Source organism: Bacillus mojavensis (assembly GCF_012648005.1).
Lineage (GTDB): Bacteria > Bacillota > Bacilli > Bacillales > Bacillaceae > Bacillus > Bacillus mojavensis.
Map to the genome: position 1 here is coordinate 1,571,636 of NZ_CP051464.1, position 20,361 is coordinate 1,591,996.

Consider the following 20,361-nt stretch of genomic DNA (forward strand, 5'->3'; position numbering starts at 1 on the left):
TTAGGCGAACACTATGGCTCATAAACCGATACATTGTAGTAGGTACATTTTTCGGAGGGGGTGAGGATTGTGGCGAATCAACATGCCAATCATTCAATTAATGACTTTAAACAATTCGTTAAAAAACATCCCAAGCTAATCAAAGAAGTGCGCAAAGAACAAAGAAGCTGGCAGGACGTATACGAAAATTGGGTTCTCTTCGGAGAAAAAGACCCGATTTGGGATCCGTACAGAGAACCGGGGGCAGCCGCAGAAGCGGTAACCGACACATCAGAAAGAAATGATTTTGTTTCTAAAATGGTGACAGCTGTGAAAAAGATGGATGTCAATCAAATGAATGAACAGATCAATAAAATGAGCCAGTCGATCTCATCGTTGCAAAGCCTTCTCAACACATTTTCCGGAAGCGGACATAAGCAATCTCAGCCAGGACCCGGACAGCATCCTTTTTCTTTTCGGAAGGATTAATAAAGGAGAGCTTATATGCGCAAAGACGTTCAGGAATTTATTTTAGCAGATGAAGAACGAAAACGATTCTTAAGAGAACAGCCGATTTGGTACCGGAGGCTGGCGAGAAAGCCGGATGACCTGGCTTCATTTCAGCTTGAAATGATGAATTTTTATGAAAAAACCATTCCGCATCGGGTGAATCAGTTTACGAACGGGATTCAAATGGCACAAATGATGATGCAAATGTTCCAAGCGATGCGGACAAAAGATTAAAAGACCCAAAAATGGGTCTTTTTCATTGTGTAAACCAGGGGGGCTTTTACAACTCCATTTTTAAGGGCGGCTAAGCATTTTCCAATTGGCAGGTTTCATGGTAAACTAACAACTGGAGGTGCGTGCTATGTATGCGACGATGGAATCCGTGCGGCTTCAAAGTGAAGCTCAGCAGCTTGCCGAGATGATTCTGCAGTCGGAGACGGCTGAGAACTACCGCAATTGTTACAAGCGTCTCCAGGAAGATGAAGAGGCAGGGCGGATTATTCGTTCTTTTATCAAAATAAAAGAGCAATATGAGGATGTGCAGCGTTTTGGCAAATATCATCCTGACTATAGAGAAATATCCCGGAAAATGAGGGAGATCAAGCGGGAGCTCGACCTGAACGATAAGGTGGCCGACTTCAAAAAAGCAGAGACCGAACTGCAGTCTATTCTTGATGAAATCAGCGTTGAAATTGGGACAGCTGTATCAGAGCATATAAAAGTTCCGACTGGGAATCCTTATTTTGACGGTTTGTCTTCATGCGGAGGCGGCTGCGGATCAGGCGGCGGCTGCGGATGCAAAGTGTCATGACGAGACTGGCCGTCTCGTCTTTTACATATAAGAGAAATCAGGCAGGTGAACGTATTGGAGAATAGACGCCAGGGCATGATTGTGTATCTTCATTCTTTAAAGCAAAGCAAAATGCTGAGAAAGTTTGGAAATGTGCATTATGTGTCAAAACGCTTAAAATATGTCGTGCTGTATTGTGATATGGATCTAATTGAAAAAACAATGGACAAGATCTCGTCATATTCTTTTGTTAAGAAAGTTGTGCCTTCTTATAAACCGTTTTTAAAATTGGAATTTGAGTCAAAGCTCGATAAAGCGAAAGAATATGATTATAAAATCGGAATATAGCTGTATAAAAAAATCCCCGCAGGTTTCTGCGGGGTCCTTCTATTCCTTAACTTGTTAAGGAGAAGGCAAAGGGAGAGGAGAAACCGGAGGAAGAACTTATGGGGAAACGTAAGTCTTCTCCGCGGTTGGCAACAACATCCTCTGGATGCTGTTGCTTATAGTATGGACAATGATCCTTCCGCTTATACACTTGTAAATGAAGTTTAGCGCTCATTGTTTGAAAGAATGCTTTATGATAAGATAGGATTGGTTTTTTTCTTATACATAACGGCGTCCGGCCGAACAAGGTAACAAAATAGCTTTTAGAAAAAGTGGTGTGGAACATGAGAGTAATTTCTGGATCAAAAAAAGGCCGTTCACTAAAGGCAGTGCCAGGAACATCAACGAGACCGACAACCGATAAAGTGAAGGAATCCATTTTCAATATGATTGGCCCTTATTTTGACGGGGGCAGGGGACTTGACTTATTCGCAGGAAGCGGAGGTCTTGGTATTGAAGCGCTTTCACGAGGGTTTGACCATTGTGTATTTGTTGACCGTGATTTTAAAGCGATTCAAACAGTGAAATCGAACTTGAAAACATTAGAGCTTACAGCATACGCAGATGTGTACCGTAATGATGCGGAACGTGCTTTGCACGCAGCTGCGAAAAGAGAAGCGGGCTTTCACGGGATTTTTCTTGATCCTCCGTATAAGGAACAAAAACTGAAGGCGCTCTTAAGTGTGATAGACGAACAACAAATGCTGGAAGATGACGGTTTTATCGTCGCAGAGCATGACAAAGACGTCGAGCTTCCCGAAGCAGTAGGTGATTTAGTGATAACAAGAAAAGAAACCTACGGATTGACAGGGGTGGCGATCTATAAAAAGAGGGGGTTATGATGTGACGAGTATAGCTGTCTGTCCCGGCAGTTTTGATCCGGTGACCTACGGGCATCTGGATATCATTAAACGCGGGGCCAATATATTTGATCAAGTGTATGTGTGTGTGCTGAACAATTCTTCAAAAAAGCCATTATTCAGTGTAGAAGAACGCTGTGAGCTTTTGAGAGAAGTGACAAAAGACATTCCGAACATAACAGTTGAGACGTCACAAGGGCTGTTAATTGATTATGCAAAAAGAAAAAATGCAAAAGCCATTTTAAGAGGCTTGAGAGCGGTGTCTGATTTTGAGTACGAGATGCAGGGAACATCCGTAAACCGCGTGCTTGATGAATCAATTGAAACCTTTTTTATGATGACAAATAACCAATATTCTTTCTTAAGTTCAAGCATAGTAAAAGAAGTGGCAAAGTATAAAGGCGCGGTATCAGAATTTGTACCGCCGGAAGTCGAGAAGGCGCTTCAGGAAAAATTCAGACAAGGATGAGTGTTTTGAGCTCATCCTTTTTTTGTTCCGTTTGTCAGTCTGTATGAAAAAATGAAAATGTACGTAAACAGTGCACATAACGTGACAGCAGGGCCAATCTGCACAAGCAGATTCCATCCGCTGATAAGAGCTGTCGGCAGCTCACCTGTTTCAAGAGATTTAAAAACGTACTGATCATGGTCATTCCACGCGGTGTAAAGAGGTTTCCATAACAGAATGACAAAAACGGCGGCATAAATGCCTTGCAGCACACGCGCGATGAAGAAAGGTTTAAATCTGATGTCCGTCTCTGATAAAATGCCTGCCACTTGAGCCTGAACGGAAAAGCCGCTGAACCCGAGGATAAAGCTGACGACAACGGCTTTTTGCAAAAGGGAGACATCTGTCTCGCTGACAAGCTTGCTTCCCATTGTAATTTCAAACATCCCTGATAATAAAGGAATGTCCAGCTGAGAGGGGAGCTGAAACAAGGTCAGTGCTCCTTCTGTGAGAATAGAGAGAATATCGGTCAGTTGTACGACAGATAACAAACGATTAAAGACAGAAAACAAAATAATAAAGCCGCCCACCATTAGAAGGGTTTGCACAGATGACGTTACAGCGTCGCCTAAAATTTTTCCTAAAGGTCTTTTTTCCGCAAGTCTTGCAGTGTGAAGAGCGTGTAAAGCATCTTTGATTGAAGGCAAAGAGATGGTTTTGTTTCTCATGAGCTGCCGCTCTTCTTTACGCCCGTAGGAGCGCATCGTTAAACCAACAGCCAAATTTCCTAAATAGTGTGCAGATGCTAATAAAATACCTAATGACGCATTCTGAAAAAAGCCGACGGCGACAGCTCCAAAAATAAAGAGCGGGTTGGATGAATTGGTGAAGGAGGCAAGCCGTTCTGCTTCTACTCTTGAAATCTGTTTTTCCTGCCGCAGCCTTGCCGTCAGTTTTGCGCCGGCGGGGTTCCCTGATGCCATACCCATGGCCAGAACGAAGCCACCGACACCCGGCACGCGGAAAATAGGGCGCATAAAAGGCTCGAGCAGAACACCGACAAACCTTACAATACCAAAGCCAATTAATAGCTCAGACAGTATGAAAAACGGCAGCAAAGACGGAAATACGACCTCCCACCACATGGACAGCCCGGTTTTAGAGGCTTCGAATGAGGCCTGCGGATGTGAGATGACAGTCGCTGTTAAAAAAATAAAAAACGCAGCAATCAAAAGTGTATGAATCTTCGACAAGTTCATTCTTACCTCCCCGACGCTAAAAATGCACAATGACATGTATATCATGATAAAATATGGTATGACTCGAAACGGCCAAGCAGTACCTGTCCTCTTGACCCTTTGTACTAATATACGAGCATAGGGGTTCAGTTTAGACCATAGAATTCGGTATACAGGGAATTCAGGCAGGAGGTTAACACGTTGGCCAAACCTAAAATCGGGTTAGCGTTAGGATCGGGAGGCGCCAGAGGACTTGCTCATCTTGGCGTGCTTTCCAGTTTACATAAGCACCAAATTGAAGTGGATATGATTGCGGGGAGCAGTATGGGCGCTTTGGTCGGCAGTTTCTACGCCGCGGGGCATGACGTGGAAACGATGAAAAAAGTCGCCAAGGCTTTCAAACGGCGGCTCTATGCTGATTATACGGTACCGAAACTCGGTTTTTTGAGAGGTGACCGTGTCAGGCAGCTCGTGCATGCTTATACATTCGGCAAACCGATTGAGGAACTCAAAATCCCTCTTGGAATTGTCGCGTGTGATCTGCAGACAGGAGAAAAGATTGTTTTCCGAAAAGGATCAGTATCAGATGCGGTGCGGGCAAGCATCAGCATACCAGGCATTTTTATTCCGCAGAAGCTGGACGGACGGCTTCTTGTAGACGGCGCGGTCGTCGACCGTATCCCGGTGTCTGTTGTAAAAGACATGGGGGCTGACATTATCATCGCCTCAGATGTCTCCAGGGTTCGAAAAACCGAAAAGGCGGCGCATATTTTTGATGTAATCATGCAAAGTATGGATATACTCCAAAATGAATTGGTGCGACATCAGACGATCGCCGCTGATATCATGATTCGCCCTTCTCTTGAAACATACAGCTCCAGCTCGTTTGCCAATATAGAAGAGATGATAACAGCAGGCGAGCAGGCAACAAACCGAATGATCAGCCAGATAAAAAAAGAAATAGAGAATTGGGAGGGCTAATAACTTGCTACGCAAAAAACATTTTAGCTGGATGCTTGTCATCCTCATTCTGATTGCCGTTTTATCATTTATAAAACTGCCATACTATATTACAAAACCGGGAGATGCGACAGAGCTTGGTTCACTAATAAAAGTGGAGGGAGGCTACTCGGAAACAGGGAGTCTCTCCTTAATGACTGTCAAAGTGGGACCGGCTAATCCATTTACATATGCATGGGCTAAGATACATCCCTATTATGAAATCGTTCCTGATGAAAGCATCAAGGAAGAAGGCGAATCAGATAAGGAATATATGAAACGGCAGCTTCAAATGATGAAAAGCTCACAGGAAAATGCCGTCATCGCCGCATATCAAAAGGCAGGAAAAAAAGTAAGCTATTCCTTTAACGGCATCTACGCAAGCTCAGTGGTAGAAAACATGCCGGCGAAAGGCAAAATAGAAGTCGGCGATAAAATCATCAGTGCAGACGGGAAAACCTATCAGTCTGCTGAAAAGCTGATCGACTATATCAGCAGCAAAACAGCCGGGGATAAAGTAACGTTAAAAATTGAAAGAGAAGGAAAAGAAAAGACGGCCACCCTTGCTTTAAAACAATTTCCTGATGACCCTGGCCGTGCTGGAATAGGAGTTTCGCTGTATACAGACAGGAACGTCAAGGTAAAGCCTGATATTGATTTCGAAATCGAAAATATCGGCGGCCCATCAGCGGGATTAATGATGTCGCTTGAAATTTATAATCAGCTGACAAAAACAGATGAAACCAAAGGCTATGACATTGCAGGCACCGGTACGATTGATGTCGACGGAAAAGTAGGACCGATCGGCGGCATTGATCAAAAAGTCGTCGCCGCAGACAAAGCTGGTAAAGACATCTTCTTCGCTCCGAATCAAAACGGCGCCAGCAATTCTGATTATCAAAACGCAGTAAAAACAGCGAAAGACATTGATTCAGACATGAAGATTGTGCCTGTTGATACGATGCAGGATGCGATTGATTATTTGAATAAGCTGAAAGCGAAGAGCACCTGAAATTCAGGTGCTCTTTTTATATGCTCAAAAAACGGTGTTCATCCTCGTCATATCGTATCGGGGCATGTCCGTATTCTTGTATATCAAATTCGGTTCTAAGGGGCTCTTCTATCGCAAGGCTGTAGATTCTGCTTGCTTTAATGTCCAGATCGAGAGCAGGGTGGGAAAAGGAAGACAGCTTACTGACAAGCGGAACGGACAGCGCTTTTTTCTTTTTTGATAAAAAGGCCTGTCCTTTTTTCGTCATCCCGAGAAGTCTGATATAAGGAACCTCCTCGTCATTGATCAGCCGGTGAATCTCCTGTTTTTTCGTTCTCGTTAAAATGTGTATGTTCATCCGCTGAAGCCTCGTCCACGTATATCGCTTTGTTTTGAGAAACTCCATAAATTCTTGATAGGAGCTGGCTTTTCTGATCGAACGGAGGATTCTGTTCTCCAGTCCTTCCTCAACCTCGTATATTTGCTGTAATTCTAAGGCTGTGAGAGTCGAAAGACTGTATTTCAAATAAGAAAAATAGCTTTCTGGTGTATGCCACAGTCCGAAAGTCTTGCGGTAATCGGCTAATTCTCGTGCAGCTGCTTTGGGAAGAAACGGAACGCAGTCATCAAAAGGCTTTTCAATCAGGGCTTTTCTGATGCTGGTCGCGCTGGCAATATGCCTATCTTCATCAGGAAGGTCAGCATCATGATAATCCGAGGAGATTCTCGCTGTCGTATAGGGCTTCATATCATATCCGCCGGAAAGAATCGATTTTACATAATGGTACCCCAGAATGTTGTTCGGCTTCGACATATCAAGTCCGTTTTCTGTATGTAAAATGGAATTGAAGGCGATAGCAGCTGCTGATGGATAACTGGCACCCTTTTTAAGCTCTTCTTTTATACATTGATCAAACGAATCTTTATGCTCATCCATTATCTTTGCGGATTCTAAAAACGGCTCAATCTGTCCGTTCTCACTCCCGAAAAACAGTGCCTCGCATCCCAGGTTATTCAAAGTGGAGACGCTGCCGCGTGCGAAAATCTCCGCTTTTTGCACCGCGTAAAGATAAGGCAGTTCGACTACGAGGTCGACTCCGCTCTGAAGCGCCATTTTTGTGCGGGCCCATTTGGATACAACAGCAGGCTCCCCGCGCTGCAGAAAATGTCCGCTCATCACCGCAACAGCCGTGTCGCATCCGGTTTGCCGTTTGGCTGTTTGGGCATGATAGAGATGTCCGTTATGAAAGGGATTATACTCAACCACCAATCCCACAGCTTTCATATTTTTTCCGCCTTTCTTGCTATGTTTAAAAACGTATGGTACATTTGCAATTGAAAACTCTTACGTCTTTTTTGATTTAAGTGTATGCATAGGATATTCAGCTGTCAACGATGCTTGGCTGGCAGCATTATGCTGTAAAGAAAAAATATTGACAAAAACATTCTTAAAAGCTATAATCATGTTTGTTGCTTTCCTGAGGTGATACAAATGAAATGGACGATTTATCAGTTGCATCAAATGAAAAACCCGAGTTTTGAGTTTGATGAGACAGTTGAGTTACATGAGCTGACAAAGCTGAATTCTGACATTCGCCGCATTTCTCCTGTAAGGGTGAAAGGCAGAGCGGATATCAAATCTAAGCAGGTTTCGTTTGATTTTACGATCTCAGGCGAAATGATTTTGCCATGCTCAAGAACACTCGTTGATGTTCCGTATCCATTTACAATTTCAACAAAAGAACTGTTTATATTTCATCAGACGGATGATATAGAAGATGATGACGTTCACATTGTTGAGGACGATACTATCGACTTAACTCCGATCGTGAAAGAAGAAATTCTTTTAGAAATCCCTATGCAAATCTTTTGTGAATCTGAACAAGAAAAAGGAGCTGCTCCTCAAGAAGGAAAGGACTGGCAAGTCATTTCAGAGGAAGACAAGAAGAATCAAGTCGATCCGAGACTTGCTGCCCTTGAAAAGCTCTTAAAACAAGATGATGAATCTTAACTCTTTAAGGAGGTGGGAATAATGGCTGTACCTTTTAGAAGAACTTCTAAAATGAAAAAAAGATTGCGCCGTACACATTTCAAACTTAATGTACCTGGTATGACAGAATGTCCGTCATGCGGAGAGATGAAATTGTCTCACCGTGTATGCAAAGCATGCGGATCATACAACGGCAAAGACATAAATGTAAAAAGTAACTAATTAGAAAAGCGCAGGGTGAAAACCCTGCGCTTTTTCTTTTTTTCTTCCTGTCAGCTTGTAGAAAATTTGTGAGTGCAAATAGTCTATCTAATCTATTACCGGCATATGTATGAGATAAATAAGCTGACATGGAGGGAGATTGATTTGACCATTACAAGACAAGATGCTTGGACACAGGATGAGGATTTGCTGCTGGCAGAAGTAGTGCTTCGTCATATTCGCGAGGGCGGAACACAGCTTTCTGCCTTTGAGGAGGTCGGAAGGGCGCTGACCAGAACAGCCGCTGCCTGCGGATTCAGGTGGAACTCTTATGTGAGAAAGCAATACCAATCAGGCATAGAACTGGCAAAAAAACAGCGGAAAGAACTAAGAAAACAAATTGGGGTTCATTCCGTCAATATGCCGAATTCCGTCAGGCAGACTGTCCCGGCAGCTTCAGAGGGAAAAAGAGATTTGTCCATTCAGGATGTGATTGAGTTTCTCGAACAGTTTAAAGAGGCACCGTCCGCGCAAGAATTCCACGTTGAAAAGGAAAAAATGAAGGAGCAAATTCAGTCGCTGCAAAAAGAACTCGAGGATTTGCGGAGTGAAAACCAAACATTGAGAAACCAGCTGGAGATGACAGAAGAGGACTACAAGGCACTGATCGATATTATGGACCGAGCCAGAAAAATGGTTGTTTCAAAGGAAGACGGGAGACTGAAAAAAACAGCTCAAGAAACGTAATGAACCCTCAAAATGAACCGGCCCTAGAGTCATCAAAGGCCGGTTGTTTCATTTTTATGCTGATTCACCCGGTGTCATTTCGCCAGCTATATCCGGATGCCAGATGAGCGGGTTTTCCCCTTTGTCCCGCGCCATGTCATATTTGACTGGTTCAAAGTTCATTTTACTAAAAAACTCTGCTGATTTGATCCGAGGGTTTGTTCGAATCGGCATTCTGAATGATTTGGCGAATTCAACTAAGGCTGTACCGTAGCCTCTGTTTTGATAACCTGGAAGGACTTCAAGCTTCCAAAGCTCTAAGTAATCCTGGTGTTGGTCGAAGTAAGGATTTGATTTGCCATTTACTTGATACAGACTCATACGCGCTACCAGTTTATCCCCAAAATAAATCCCATAAAAAGGCGAAGTGCTGTCATTTTCAATGATATTAGCTTGAAGATCTTCAAGCATCGAGAGCTCTTGTATACCATATTCTTTGAATTTCTTGAATTCTTCAAGCGTTTTATAGTTGACAAGCAGACGTTCTACCTTAATCAAACCAATCTCCCCCTTTGTTGTTCTCTACATATATTGTAATCGCTTTATTTAAAAAATCCAAATATTTAAACTTTAATTTAAGTGTTTTGAAATCTCTGCGAAGTATTTTTTTCATACTTCTGCTATGATAATACGTAAATGTTAAATTGGGTGTGACATCATGAAAATTGGAATTATCGGCGGGGGCTCCGTCGGTCTTTTATGTGCCTATTATTTATCTTTGGATCATGAGGTGACTGTTTTGACGAGGCGGGATGAACAGGCCGCTGCGATTCAATCTGAAGGGGTTCGGCTTTATAAAGCCGGGAAAGCGTTCAATGCTCATTGCAGTGCGGGTACAGCTATTGATTCAGGTTTTGACCTTCTTGTCGTGACAGTGAAACAGCATCAGCTTCGAACTGTTTTTTCAATGCTTGAACGAATCAAAAAAACAAATATTTTATTCTTGCAAAACGGTATGGGTCATATACACGACCTTAAAGACTGGGGGGCTGACCATTCCGTTTATGTTGGGGTTGTTGAGCACGGAGCTGTAAGGAAATCGGATACAGCCGTTGAACATACAGGCATTGGTGCGATAAAATGGAGCACATTCAAGCATGCTGAAGCAGATCGGCTGAACGCGATGCTCCAGCATAACCATTCCGAATTTCCAATTCGCTATGAGATGGATTGGTATCGCCTGCTGACGGGCAAGCTGATCGTAAACGCCTGCATTAATCCGTTAACCGCGCTGCTGCGTGTGAAAAATGGAGAGCTGTTGACAGTGCCTGCTTATTTTTCTTATATGAAGCTCGTTTTTCAAGAGGCATGCAGCATTTTGCGGCTGGAAGATGAAGAGGCAGCCTGGGAGCGTGTACGTGCAGTTTGTGAGCAAACGAAAGACAATCGCTCTTCCATGCTGGTTGATGTGACCGCCGGACGGCAGACGGAGGCTGACGCCATCCTTGGATACTTGCTGAAAGAAGCACAGCTTCAAGGTCGCGATGCTGTTCACCTTGCGTTTTTACATGGCAGCATCAAAGCTTTGGAGCGAAACCGAAACAAAGTCTTTTGAGCTTTTCTGGTAACATGCTATACTCATTTCGGATAACTAACTATTTATTGGAGAAAGGAAGTTCTAGAAGATGCAGCTAACTGAACTTTCCATCAAAAATCAGAATGTGTTTGTACAGCACTATATAGATGGTAAAGAAGAAATGTCTTCTTTTTTTGATTACAGCATTCATCATAAGGATATGTGGCAAGAAAGACTGAAAGATTTATCCTCGCGGGTTTTCGCAAGAGAGGAATTGACAGCCTATTTATCCTCTTATCACAACAAGTTCGGCTCAAGCGCTATGCAGCATTCTATTGAGAAGCTGAAGGATCCTTCGAGTGTTGCTGTTGTCGGCGGACAGCAGGCAGGGCTTTTAACAGGACCGCTCTACACCATACATAAAATCATCTCAATTATTGTTTTAGCAAAGGAAAAGGAAGAACAGCTAAAGGTGCCTGTTGTACCGATTTTTTGGGTTGCCGGAGAAGACCATGATTTGGATGAAATTAATTTTGTCCATACGTCAGAAGAAAGCGGTCCGGTGAAAAAAAAGCTTCCACAGTCTTACTGGAAAAAGTCATCTGCCGCCAATACACCGCTTGACCAAGAAAAATGCGCCGCATGGATAGACGATGTGTTTGCGGCTTTTGAAGAAACAGACCATACGAACACACTTCTGGAACATGTAAAACGATGTTTAAGAGAATCTGTTACGTTTACCGATTTCTTTGAACAGCTGATTGCGGATCTGTTTCAAGAGGAAGGCTTAGTATTGTTGAATTCCGGAGACCCGGGAATTAAAAAGCTGGAAACCGCCATGTTCCAAAAGATCCTCCATGACAATGATGATCTTGCACAAGCTGTTTCTAAACAGCAGGACTTCATGCGCGAAGCGGGTTACAAGCCGATTATCGAGTCTGGAAAAGAGCAGGCAAATCTGTTTTATGAATATGAAGAGGAACGCTTTTTAATTGAGAAAGACAACGGCCGTTTTGTGATTAAGGAACTTGATCTGGCATGGTCGATGGATGAACTTTATACACATATGGAAGAACATCCTGAGCGCTTCAGCAATAATGTCGTAACGAGACCGTTAATGCAGGAATTTTTGATTCCTACCTTGGCATTTATCGCGGGACCCGGTGAAATCAATTATTGGGGTGAGCTCAAACAGGCTTTTGCAGTGATGGGCTTTAAAATGCCTCCTGTTATGCCGAGGCTGAACATCACGATAGTTGAACGCCATATTGAGAAAAAACTGATTGAACGAAAGATATCATTACAAGAGGCAATAGAAGGCGGAACGGAAAACCAAAAAGAGAAATACTTTGAACACCAGATTCCGGAAGAGTTTACCGCGGTAATTGAGCAAGCGAAAAACCAGATTGAAGCCATTCATAAAACCGTCCGGCAGGAGGCGCTTAAGGTTGATCAGAGCATGGAGCCTTTGCTCCTGAAGAACGCGGCGTTTATTCAGGATCAGCTTCAGTTTTTAGAGCGTACAGTGACAAAACGAATTGAGGAAAAAGAAGGCTATGTCTTAAGGGATTATGAGAGAATTCAAAATAGCATTAAGCCGCTGCTCGCACCGCAAGAGCGAATTTGGAATATCATGTATTATCTAAACAGGTACGGCCCAAAATTCTTCATATCATTCAAGAATCTGCCATTTTCTTTTCAAAATCAACATCAAGTTGTCAAACTTTGAAATAAAGTTTTAAAGAACCCTGAATAGTTCAGGGTTTTTTTTTATGTGTAAACAGTGTAAAATGAAGTTGTGGAGAGAAGTGGTGGATAGTGGTGAGTTAAGGAGAGAAAGTGGGGCAAAAGATCATGTTTATGGGTGAATACCAGCATACAATTGATGCGAAAGGCCGCATGATCGTACCCGCTAAATTCAGAGAAGGCCTCGGTGAGCAGTTTGTGCTGACAAGAGGACTTGATCAGTGTCTCTTCGGCTACCCTATGCACGAGTGGAAACAGATTGAAGAAAAACTAAAAGCTCTTCCTCTCACAAAAAAAGATGCCCGCGCATTTACACGTTTCTTCTTTTCAGGTGCGACAGAGTGCGAACTGGACAAGCAGGGCAGGGTAAATATCGCATCATCTCTATTGAATTACGCTAAACTGGAAAAAGAATGTGTTGTTATCGGGGTTTCGAATCGAATTGAATTGTGGAGTAAGGTAATTTGGGAACAATACACAGAAGAGCAAGAAGATTCATTCGCTGAAATTGCTGAAAACATGATTGGATTTGATATATAATGAATCTTCGTGTATAACACTCTAAAAACAATTTCAATTCATCCTGATAAAAGGTGGGACCAACACAAAATGTTTCAACACAAGACAGTACTTCTTCGTGAAACCGTTGACGGCCTAAATATTAAACCGGACGGTACATATGTAGACTGCACACTCGGTGGAGCTGGGCACAGTACATATTTATTACAGCAGTTATCCGAGAAAGGGCGTTTAATCGCTTTTGACCAAGATGACACGGCATTACAGCATGCAGAAGAAGCGTTGTCTGATTATCAAGGACAGCTTATTCTGATTAAAAGCAATTTTAGGTACTTAAAAGAATGTTTACATGAACACGGCATTACTGAGGTAGACGGTATTTTATTTGATCTAGGGGTGTCTTCCCCGCAGCTGGATACACCGGAAAGAGGATTCAGTTACCATCATGACGCACCTTTGGACATGAGGATGGACCAGTCGGCCACGCTTACGGCGAAAGAGGTCGTAAATGAGTGGCGCTATGAGGATCTTGTCCGTATTTTCTTTAAATACGGTGAAGAGAAGTTCAGCAAACAGATCGCCAGAAAAATTGAGGAGGCCAGAAGCAAATCTCCTATTCAAACTACGGGCCAACTGGTCGATCTAATAAAAGACGCGATTCCCGCTCCGGCCAGAAGGAGCGGAGGACATCCCGCAAAACGCGTGTTTCAGGCAATCAGAATTGCTGTGAACGATGAACTGAAGGTTTTTGAAGAGGCTTTGGAGCAAGCAATTGATGTGTTAAAGCCGGGGGGCAGGGTATCAGTGATTACCTTCCACTCACTTGAGGACAGAATTTGCAAATCAACGTTTAAAGAGAAGTCGTCACTTCCGGATCTTCCTCCGGGTCTTCCTGTTATACCGGAAGAGTTTGAACCGGAGCTCAAGCTTATCACAAGAAAACCGATCACGGCATCTGAAGAAGAATTGGCAGAAAACAATCGTGCCCGTTCTGCGAAGCTTCGAATTGCTGAAAAAAGAAAATAACAAACGCGAACGCAAACCTAAAAAGGAGGTCATCAGCCTATGAACAATTTAGCTTATCAACCAGAGAAACAGCAACGGCATGCGATCAGTCCTGAGAAAAAAGTGATTGTCAAGAAAAGGGCTTCCATTACTCTCGGAGAAAAGGTGCTTCTCGTCCTCTTCGCCGCTGCAGTGCTGAGCGTATCGCTTTTGATCGTGTCGAAGGCTTATGCGGCTTACCAAACAAATATAGAGGTGCAAAAGCTTGAGGAGCAAATTTCTTCCGAAAACAAGCAGATTGGTGACCTCGAAAAAAGCGTTGCTGATTTAAGCAAGCCGCAGCGCATTATGGATATTGCGAAAAAGAACGGCTTGAATTTAAAAGATAAAAAAGTGAAAAACATACAGGAATGATTCAAATGCCAAAAAAGAATAAATTTATGAACAGAGGAGCAGCGATTCTAAGTATTTGTTTCGCTCTCTTTTTCTTTGTCATCCTCGGGAGAATGGCATATATTCAAATAACCGGAAAAGCCAACGGTGAAGTGCTTGCGACAAAAGCGACAGAGCAGCATGAAAAGAAACGGTCAATCGAAGCGAGCAGGGGCTCCATCTTAGACCGAAATGGAAAAGTAATTGCTGAGGATACAGCTACGTATAAGCTGATCGCTGTTCTTGATGAAAAAATGACTACTGACAAAAAGCATCCGCAGCATGTCCAGAACAAGGAAAAAACAGCTGAAGAATTGTCTAAAATGATAAACATGGACAAGGCTGATATCCTTGATATCTTAAATAAGAAGAAGGCAAAACAAGTCGAGTTCGGTTCAGCGGGACGGGATATTACGTATTCACAAAAGCAAAAAATCGAAAAGCTGAATCTCCCGGGAATTTCATTTTTGCGTGATACAAAACGCTACTACCCGAACGGCATATTTGCGTCCAACTTAATCGGCTATGCCGAAGTTGACCAAAAAACAAATGAAATTACCGGCGCGATGGGCTTAGAAAAAGTGCTGGATCAGTATTTGAAGGAGCGGGACGGATACGTAACATACGAAAGTGACAAATCCGGCTGGGAGCTCCCGAACAGCAAAAATAAAATTACAGCGCCAAAAAATGGTGACAATGTTTATTTAACCATTGACCAGAAAATTCAAACCTTTTTAGAAGACAGTATGACAAAAGTGGCGGAAAAGTATAAACCGAAAAAAGTCATGGCCGCAGTCGTCGATCCGAAAACGGGCAAAGTGCTTGCAATGGGGCAGCGTCCAAGCTTTGACCCGAATACGCGCGATGTGACGAATTATTATAACGATTTGATTTCATATGCGTATGAGCCCGGGTCGACAATGAAGATCTTTACACTTGCAGCTGCGATACAGGAGAATGTGTATAACGGCAATGAAAAGTACAAGTCTGGAACATATATAGTTGGCGGAGAACCTGTAAGGGACCATAATGATGGTGTAGGCTGGGGGCCAACAACATATCATGACGGTGTTGTAAGGTCTTCAAATGTTGCTTTTGCCAAACTGGCTAATGAAAAATTGGGCTATTCCCGGTTTAATGAGTATCTTCATAAGTTCAATTTCTATCAAAAAACAGGCATTGACTTGCCGGGTGAAGTATCAAGTAAGATGAACTTTAAATATGAATTTGACAAAGCATCAACTGCATATGGCCAAGCCTCTGCCGTAACACCAATTCAACAGCTGCAGGCTGCAACTGCAATAGCAAATGACGGTAAAATGATGAAACCCTATATCATAGACCATATTGTAGATCCTGACAAGAAAAAAACCATTTATCAAAATAAACCTCAGTCCGCCGGTACCCCAATTTCTGCGGATACCGCTAAAAAGGTTCGTAATATTTTAGGTGATGTCGTTTCATCTGATATCGGTACTGGACAGCCATATAAAATTGAAGGTTTTGATGTGGCTGTTAAAACCGGAACAGCACAAATTGCCGGACAAAACGGTTATCTATCTGGACGCGATAATTACGTATTCTCTGTAATGGGAATGGCGCCTAAAGATGATCCTGAGCTGCTGATCTATGTTGCAGTGCAGCAGCCGCAATTAGAAAATGATGAAACAGGCTCTAATCCAGTATCTGAAATTTTCAATCCGACAATGAAAAACAGTTTGCATTATCTGAACATTGAACCGACTGAAACGTCAGATTCAGATGAGGAAGAAACGAAAGCGCAGGCGATGCCTGATTTAACAGATCAAACTGTAACAGGTGCTCAAAAGAAAGCGAAAGACGAAAACCTCACACCGATTGTGATCGGCAGTGATATTGCAGTAAAACAGCAATATCCAAAAGCGGGTGAGGAAGTTTTGACCAATCAGAAGGTCTTCCTGAAAACGGGGGGTAAAATCAAGATGCCTGATATGACAGGCTGGTCGAGAAGAGAGGTTCTTCAATACGGCGATTTGGCAGGAATTCATATAGAAGTGAGCGGACAAGGTTACGCTGTGAGCCAAAGCGTTAAGAAGGACAAAGAAATAAAAGACGGAACCGTGATCAAGGTGAAGTTTAGGAATCCTGATTAAATAGAAAGAAAGCTTACCCTGTTGGGTGAGCTTTCTTTTTTTCTATCTCCAAAGAGGAGCGCCGTTCTACCTGTCCACACGCAGGCATAAAATGAAACAAGCCTAAATAAGGAGTGAACGGTGCCTTGCGCGTCTCGAATGTAACGGTTAGAAAACGTTTATTATTTGTTTTGCTTTTTGGAGTGATCGTATTTCTGATCATTGATACAAGGCTGGGGTATGTTCAGTTTGTCATGGGGGAGAAACTGACTTCTCTGGCGAAGGATTCCTGGAGCCGGAACCTGCCGTTTGAGCCGGAACGGGGAGAGATCCTTGATCGGAACGGCGTTAAGCTTGCTACAAATAAGAGTGCTCCGACCGTATTTGTCGTGCCGCGCCAAGTCCAGGATCCACTGAAAACGAGCAAACAGCTGGCTGCGGTGTTAAATATGTCTGAAGAAAAAGTATATAAGCACGTCACAAAAAAAGCGTCGATAGAAAAGATTACGCCGGAAGGGAGAAAAATTTCAAATGAGAAGGCAAAAGAAATCAAAGCGCTCGATTTAAAAGGGGTGTATGTAGCGGAGGATAGTATCCGCCATTATCCGTTCGGCAGCTTTTTATCCCATGTGCTTGGGTTTGCCGGCATTGATAACCAAGGCCTCCTCGGGCTTGAAGCCTATTATGATGATGATTTAAAAGGAGAAAAAGGCTCTGTTAAGTTTTATACAGATGCCAAAGGGAAGAAAATGCCCGATGAAGCAGATGACTACACACCTCCTAAGGATGGACTCGATATGAAGCTGACTGTAGATTCGAAGGTGCAAACCATAATGGAACGAGAGCTTGATAACGCTGAAGCTAAATATCATCCAGACGGTATGATTGCAGTTGCAATGAACCCGAAAAACGGAGAAATACTTGGGATGGCAAGCAGACCTGACTTTGATCCGGCTGATTACCAATCTGTTGACCCGTCCGTTTACAATCGGAATCTCCCTGTGTGGAGCACGTACGAGCCGGGTTCGACCTTTAAGATTATTACACTTGCGGCGGCTCTGGAGGAGCAAAAAGTCAACTTAAAACGCGACCAATTTTATGATAAAGGACATGCAGAAGTAGACGGAGCAAGACTGCGCTGCTGGAAAAGGGGCGGCCACGGACTGCAAACGTACCTTGAAGTTGTGCAAAACTCCTGTAACCCCGGCTTCGTTGAATTGGGAGAGAGATTGGGCAAAGAAAAGCTATTCAAATATATAAAAGGCTTTGGATTTGGCCAAAAAACCGGGATTGACCTGCAAGGTGAAGGAACAGGGATTTTATTTCCGCTTGACAGAGTAGGTCCGGTTGAGCAAGCGACAACCGCCTTCGGGCAGGGGGTATCCGTCACGCCGATTCAGCAGGTTGCAGCCGTTTCTGCCGCTGTTAACGGCGGCACGCTCTACACACCTTATATAGCAAAAGAGTGGATTGATCCGGTAACCAAAAAAACAGTCAAAAAACAATCGCCAATCGCCAAGAAACAAGTCATTTCTAAGGAAACATCAAAACAAATCCGCTATGCTTTAGAGAGCGTCGTTGCAGAAGGCACCGGACGCAATGCGTTTGTCGAAGGCTATCGTGTCGGCGGGAAAACAGGTACAGCGCAAAAGGTGAAAGATGGCAAATACCTCGAAAATAACCATATTGTATCATTTATCGGTTTCGCGCCGGCTGACGATCCGAGTCTTGTCGTCTATGTCGCGGTCGATAACCCGAAAGGCACGATTCAGTTTGGCGGAACCGTTGCAGCGCCTATTGTGGGAAGTATTATGAGAGACAGCCTGCCGGAGCTTGGTGTGAAGCCTAGGAAAAATCAAATCGAAAAAAAATATCAATGGAACGACACAAAAACAGTAGAAGTTCCGAATGTTGTAGGGATGTCTGTCTCAGATCTTGAGTCACTTTTGGTGAATCTGAATATAGATGCTTCCGGAAAAGGAAGCAAAATCGTCAAACAATCACCAGCTGCAGGAACGAAAGTAAAAGAGGGCTCTAAGATACGTGTTTATTTGACTGAAGAAGATGAAAAAAAGGAGGCAGCCGATTAATTCGGGCTGCCTATTATTTTATTGCAGAAAAAAGCTGATATCTTTCAAGATTAGCTGGATGTATCCTTTTTTTTACGCTAAAATATGAACTGTATGCTTAAAAGTCATTATCACATCATTTGATGTGACTTCAATGATAAAAAGAACGAATAGAATGTTGAGAGGTTTGATACGATGAAACTTACAAAGCTGCTTACATACTTAACAACCGAACCTTCTGTAAATGATTCACAAGACCCTGAAATAACTTCAATTGAGATGGACTCCAGGGAAGTAAAGAAAGGGAGTCTTTTTGTATGTGTAAAAGGGTATACGGTAGATGGCCATGATTTTGCGCAAAAAGCAGTTGAAAACGGCGCAGCGGCTATTGTGGCTGAAAAGGAGCTCGATGTGGATGTGCCTGTCATCATTGTCCGGCAGTCACTGCGGGCGCTCAGCGTTTTGTCTGATGCGTTTTACGGACAGCCGACAAAGAAACTGCAGCTGATCGGAATAACGGGCACAAACGGAAAAACATCAACGACCCATATGGTTGATGAGATTCTCAAAAAAGCGGGGAAGCGAACAGGCTTAATCGGCACGATGTACATTAAAATCGATGACGAAACACTTCCCGTTAAAAACACGACACCGGAAAGCGTCACGTTACAGCAAACGTTTAAAAAAATGAATGACAAGCATGTCGACACGGCCATCATGGAGGTTTCTTCTCACGCTTTATCACTGGGACGGGTTCACGGCTGTGATTATGACATTGCCGTATTTACGAACTTAACACAGGATCATCTTGACTATCACAAAACGATGGATGAATACCGACAGGCAAAAAGCCTGCTGTTTTCTCAGCTTGGCGGGGCATTCAACCATGAAAATCCAAAACGGGCTGTTTTAAACGCGGATGATGAGGCAAGCGCTTATTTTGAAAAGGTCACTGCGGCACATATTTCTACATATGGAATTAAAAACAATGCTGATGTAATGGCGAAAGATATCAAAACTACTGCACAGGGCACAAGTTTTCAACTGGTGACGAACAAAGGCACGAAGCACATCACGATGTCGCTCGTCGGACAGTTTAACGTGTATAACGTGCTCGCTGCTGTTGCGACTTGTATTGCGGCAGGCATTCCGTTTGAAACCATTACAGAAGCCGTGGAAGAATTGCATGGCGTAAGAGGCCGTTTTGAACTGGTTAATCAGCAGCAGGAGTTTCCGGTTATTGTTGATTACGCACATACGCCGGACAGCCTTGAAAACGTACTGAAGACATGCAGAGACATGGCGGAAGGAAAGCTGTTTGTTGTTGTCGGCTGCGGCGGAGACAGAGATAAGACAAAGCGCCCGAAAATGGCGAAAATCGCTGTTGAGCTGGCTGACGAACCGATTTTTACTTCAGATAATCCGAGAAGCGAAGATCCGCGTGCCATTTTAAGAGATATGGAAGCAGGGGTAGAGAACGAATACTACCACAGCATTGCCAATCGCGAGCAGGCGATCTTCTTTGCCATTGCCAACGCCAAAAAAGGCGATGTTGTCCTCATTGCTGGGAAAGGACATGAAACCTATCAGCAGATTGGAAACGAAACCTTTGACTTTGACGATGCCGAAGTGGCGGCAAGAGCCATTGTCGAACTGAATAAAAATAAGACGAATTCATAGGAAAGAGATGTTATTGCATGATGGAGCTTGAAAAGATTTTTCATATGGAAAAAAAACATGAATATGATAACTACGTATGTCGTTTGAAAGAAACAGGAGGAGAA

Annotated in this window: 22 protein-coding genes and 1 pseudogene; 19 read left to right on the forward strand and 4 right to left on the reverse strand. The window is 43.3% G+C overall.

The window, feature by feature from the left end; all coding sequences use genetic code 11:
- Nucleotides 1–69: 69 nt before the first annotated feature.
- The 6 genes from ylbD to coaD all read left to right on the forward strand — a co-directional run bounded on the left by ylbD (nt 70) and on the right by coaD (nt 2,995).
- On the forward strand, nt 70–468 hold the full coding sequence (ylbD, locus tag HC660_RS08175) for a YlbD family protein (RefSeq protein WP_029441238.1): 399 nt from the start codon (nt 70–72) through the stop codon (nt 466–468).
- Between the two features lie 15 nt (nt 469–483).
- On the forward strand, nt 484–723 hold the full coding sequence (locus HC660_RS08180; protein WP_010334139.1) for a YlbE-like family protein: 240 nt from the start codon (nt 484–486) through the stop codon (nt 721–723).
- Between the two features lie 127 nt (nt 724–850).
- Nucleotides 851–1,300 (forward strand): regulatory iron-sulfur-containing complex subunit RicF, encoded by a 450-nt coding sequence (gene ricF / locus HC660_RS08185; protein ID WP_010334140.1) that lies wholly within the window; start codon nt 851–853, stop codon nt 1,298–1,300.
- A gap of 54 nt (nt 1,301–1,354) precedes the next feature.
- Entirely contained in the window at nt 1,355–1,627 is a 273-nt protein-coding gene (locus tag HC660_RS08190) for a YlbG family protein (RefSeq protein WP_168747725.1), read from the forward strand.
- 323 nt (nt 1,628–1,950) lie between these two features.
- Nucleotides 1,951–2,508 (forward strand): 16S rRNA (guanine(966)-N(2))-methyltransferase RsmD, encoded by a 558-nt coding sequence (gene rsmD / locus HC660_RS08195; protein WP_168747726.1) that lies wholly within the window; start codon nt 1,951–1,953, stop codon nt 2,506–2,508.
- Between the two features lies 1 nt (nt 2,509).
- Nucleotides 2,510–2,995, forward strand: a complete 486-nt coding sequence (gene coaD / locus HC660_RS08200) for a pantetheine-phosphate adenylyltransferase (protein ID WP_024121295.1) — start codon at nt 2,510–2,512, stop codon at nt 2,993–2,995.
- Between the two features lie 11 nt (nt 2,996–3,006).
- Here coaD and ylbJ read toward each other — a convergent pair whose 3' ends face one another.
- A complete protein-coding gene (gene ylbJ, locus HC660_RS08205) occupies nt 3,007–4,233 on the reverse strand; it encodes a dipicolinic acid transporter SpoVV (RefSeq protein ID WP_168747727.1) in 1,227 nt (408 codons plus the stop codon).
- 180 nt (nt 4,234–4,413) lie between these two features.
- Here ylbJ and HC660_RS08210 point away from each other — a divergent pair, with 180 nt between their 5' ends.
- Both HC660_RS08210 and ddcP read left to right on the forward strand, forming a co-directional pair.
- Complete coding sequence (locus HC660_RS08210) at nt 4,414–5,193, forward strand: patatin-like phospholipase family protein (RefSeq protein ID WP_168747728.1); 780 nt, start codon at nt 4,414–4,416, stop codon at nt 5,191–5,193.
- A 4-nt stretch (nt 5,194–5,197) separates the two neighbouring features.
- Entirely contained in the window at nt 5,198–6,223 is a 1,026-nt protein-coding gene (gene ddcP / locus HC660_RS08215) for a protease DdcP (RefSeq protein WP_168747729.1), read from the forward strand.
- Between the two features lie 16 nt (nt 6,224–6,239).
- On the opposite strand, the gene HC660_RS08220 is transcribed toward ddcP, so the two are convergent.
- Entirely contained in the window at nt 6,240–7,487 is a 1,248-nt protein-coding gene (locus HC660_RS08220; protein WP_168747731.1) for a nucleotidyltransferase, read from the reverse strand.
- Nucleotides 7,484–7,667 (reverse strand): annotated as a pseudogene (locus tag HC660_RS20925) (hypothetical protein). The gene HC660_RS08220 and the pseudogene HC660_RS20925 overlap by 4 nt, the downstream one beginning before the upstream one ends.
- Before the next feature lie 27 nt (nt 7,668–7,694).
- Here HC660_RS20925 and HC660_RS08225 point away from each other — a divergent pair.
- From HC660_RS08225 to gerR, 3 genes are all read left to right on the forward strand, one after another.
- The gene (locus HC660_RS08225) at nt 7,695–8,213 is read left to right on the forward strand and encodes a YceD family protein (RefSeq protein WP_010334147.1); all 519 of its coding nucleotides are present in this window, start codon (nt 7,695–7,697) and stop codon (nt 8,211–8,213) included.
- 21 nt (nt 8,214–8,234) lie between these two features.
- Nucleotides 8,235–8,414 carry a 50S ribosomal protein L32 gene (gene rpmF, locus HC660_RS08230; RefSeq protein ID WP_003154457.1) on the forward strand — a complete coding sequence of 60 codons (180 nt, stop codon included), beginning with the start codon at nt 8,235–8,237 and terminating at the stop codon, nt 8,412–8,414.
- Between the two features lie 144 nt (nt 8,415–8,558).
- Nucleotides 8,559–9,140, forward strand: a complete 582-nt coding sequence (gene gerR, locus HC660_RS08235; RefSeq protein WP_168747732.1) for a sporulation-specific transcriptional regulator GerR — start codon at nt 8,559–8,561, stop codon at nt 9,138–9,140.
- A gap of 54 nt (nt 9,141–9,194) precedes the next feature.
- Here gerR and HC660_RS08240 read toward each other — a convergent pair whose 3' ends face one another.
- Nucleotides 9,195–9,677: an N-acetyltransferase gene (locus HC660_RS08240; RefSeq protein ID WP_168747733.1), complete on the reverse strand. Its 483-nt coding sequence runs from the start codon at nt 9,675–9,677 to the stop codon at nt 9,195–9,197.
- Nucleotides 9,678–9,837: 160 nt separating this feature from the next.
- Between HC660_RS08240 and HC660_RS08245 the strand changes: the two genes are divergently transcribed.
- The 8 genes from HC660_RS08245 to HC660_RS08280 all read left to right on the forward strand — a co-directional run bounded on the left by HC660_RS08245 (nt 9,838) and on the right by HC660_RS08280 (nt 20,257).
- Nucleotides 9,838–10,734: a 2-dehydropantoate 2-reductase gene (locus tag HC660_RS08245; protein ID WP_168747734.1), complete on the forward strand. Its 897-nt coding sequence runs from the start codon at nt 9,838–9,840 to the stop codon at nt 10,732–10,734.
- Between the two features lie 70 nt (nt 10,735–10,804).
- The gene (gene bshC, locus HC660_RS08250) at nt 10,805–12,424 is read left to right on the forward strand and encodes a bacillithiol biosynthesis cysteine-adding enzyme BshC (RefSeq protein ID WP_168747735.1); all 1,620 of its coding nucleotides are present in this window, start codon (nt 10,805–10,807) and stop codon (nt 12,422–12,424) included.
- Between the two features lie 125 nt (nt 12,425–12,549).
- The gene (gene mraZ, locus HC660_RS08255; protein ID WP_003221402.1) at nt 12,550–12,981 is read left to right on the forward strand and encodes a division/cell wall cluster transcriptional repressor MraZ; all 432 of its coding nucleotides are present in this window, start codon (nt 12,550–12,552) and stop codon (nt 12,979–12,981) included.
- A gap of 69 nt (nt 12,982–13,050) precedes the next feature.
- Complete coding sequence (rsmH, locus tag HC660_RS08260) at nt 13,051–13,986, forward strand: 16S rRNA (cytosine(1402)-N(4))-methyltransferase RsmH (RefSeq protein ID WP_168747736.1); 936 nt, start codon at nt 13,051–13,053, stop codon at nt 13,984–13,986.
- Nucleotides 13,987–14,025: 39 nt separating this feature from the next.
- A complete protein-coding gene (ftsL, locus tag HC660_RS08265) occupies nt 14,026–14,379 on the forward strand; it encodes a cell division protein FtsL (RefSeq protein WP_010334153.1) in 354 nt (117 codons plus the stop codon).
- A gap of 5 nt (nt 14,380–14,384) precedes the next feature.
- Nucleotides 14,385–16,529, forward strand: coding sequence for a penicillin-binding protein 2B (gene pbpB / locus HC660_RS08270; RefSeq protein ID WP_483398308.1), 2,145 nt, complete (start codon nt 14,385–14,387; stop codon nt 16,527–16,529).
- A gap of 125 nt (nt 16,530–16,654) precedes the next feature.
- On the forward strand, nt 16,655–18,598 hold the full coding sequence (locus HC660_RS08275) for a stage V sporulation protein D (protein WP_168747738.1): 1,944 nt from the start codon (nt 16,655–16,657) through the stop codon (nt 18,596–18,598).
- A 174-nt stretch (nt 18,599–18,772) separates the two neighbouring features.
- A complete protein-coding gene (locus tag HC660_RS08280) occupies nt 18,773–20,257 on the forward strand; it encodes a UDP-N-acetylmuramoyl-L-alanyl-D-glutamate--2,6-diaminopimelate ligase (RefSeq protein WP_059335837.1) in 1,485 nt (494 codons plus the stop codon).
- Nucleotides 20,258–20,361: the final 104 nt, after the last annotated feature.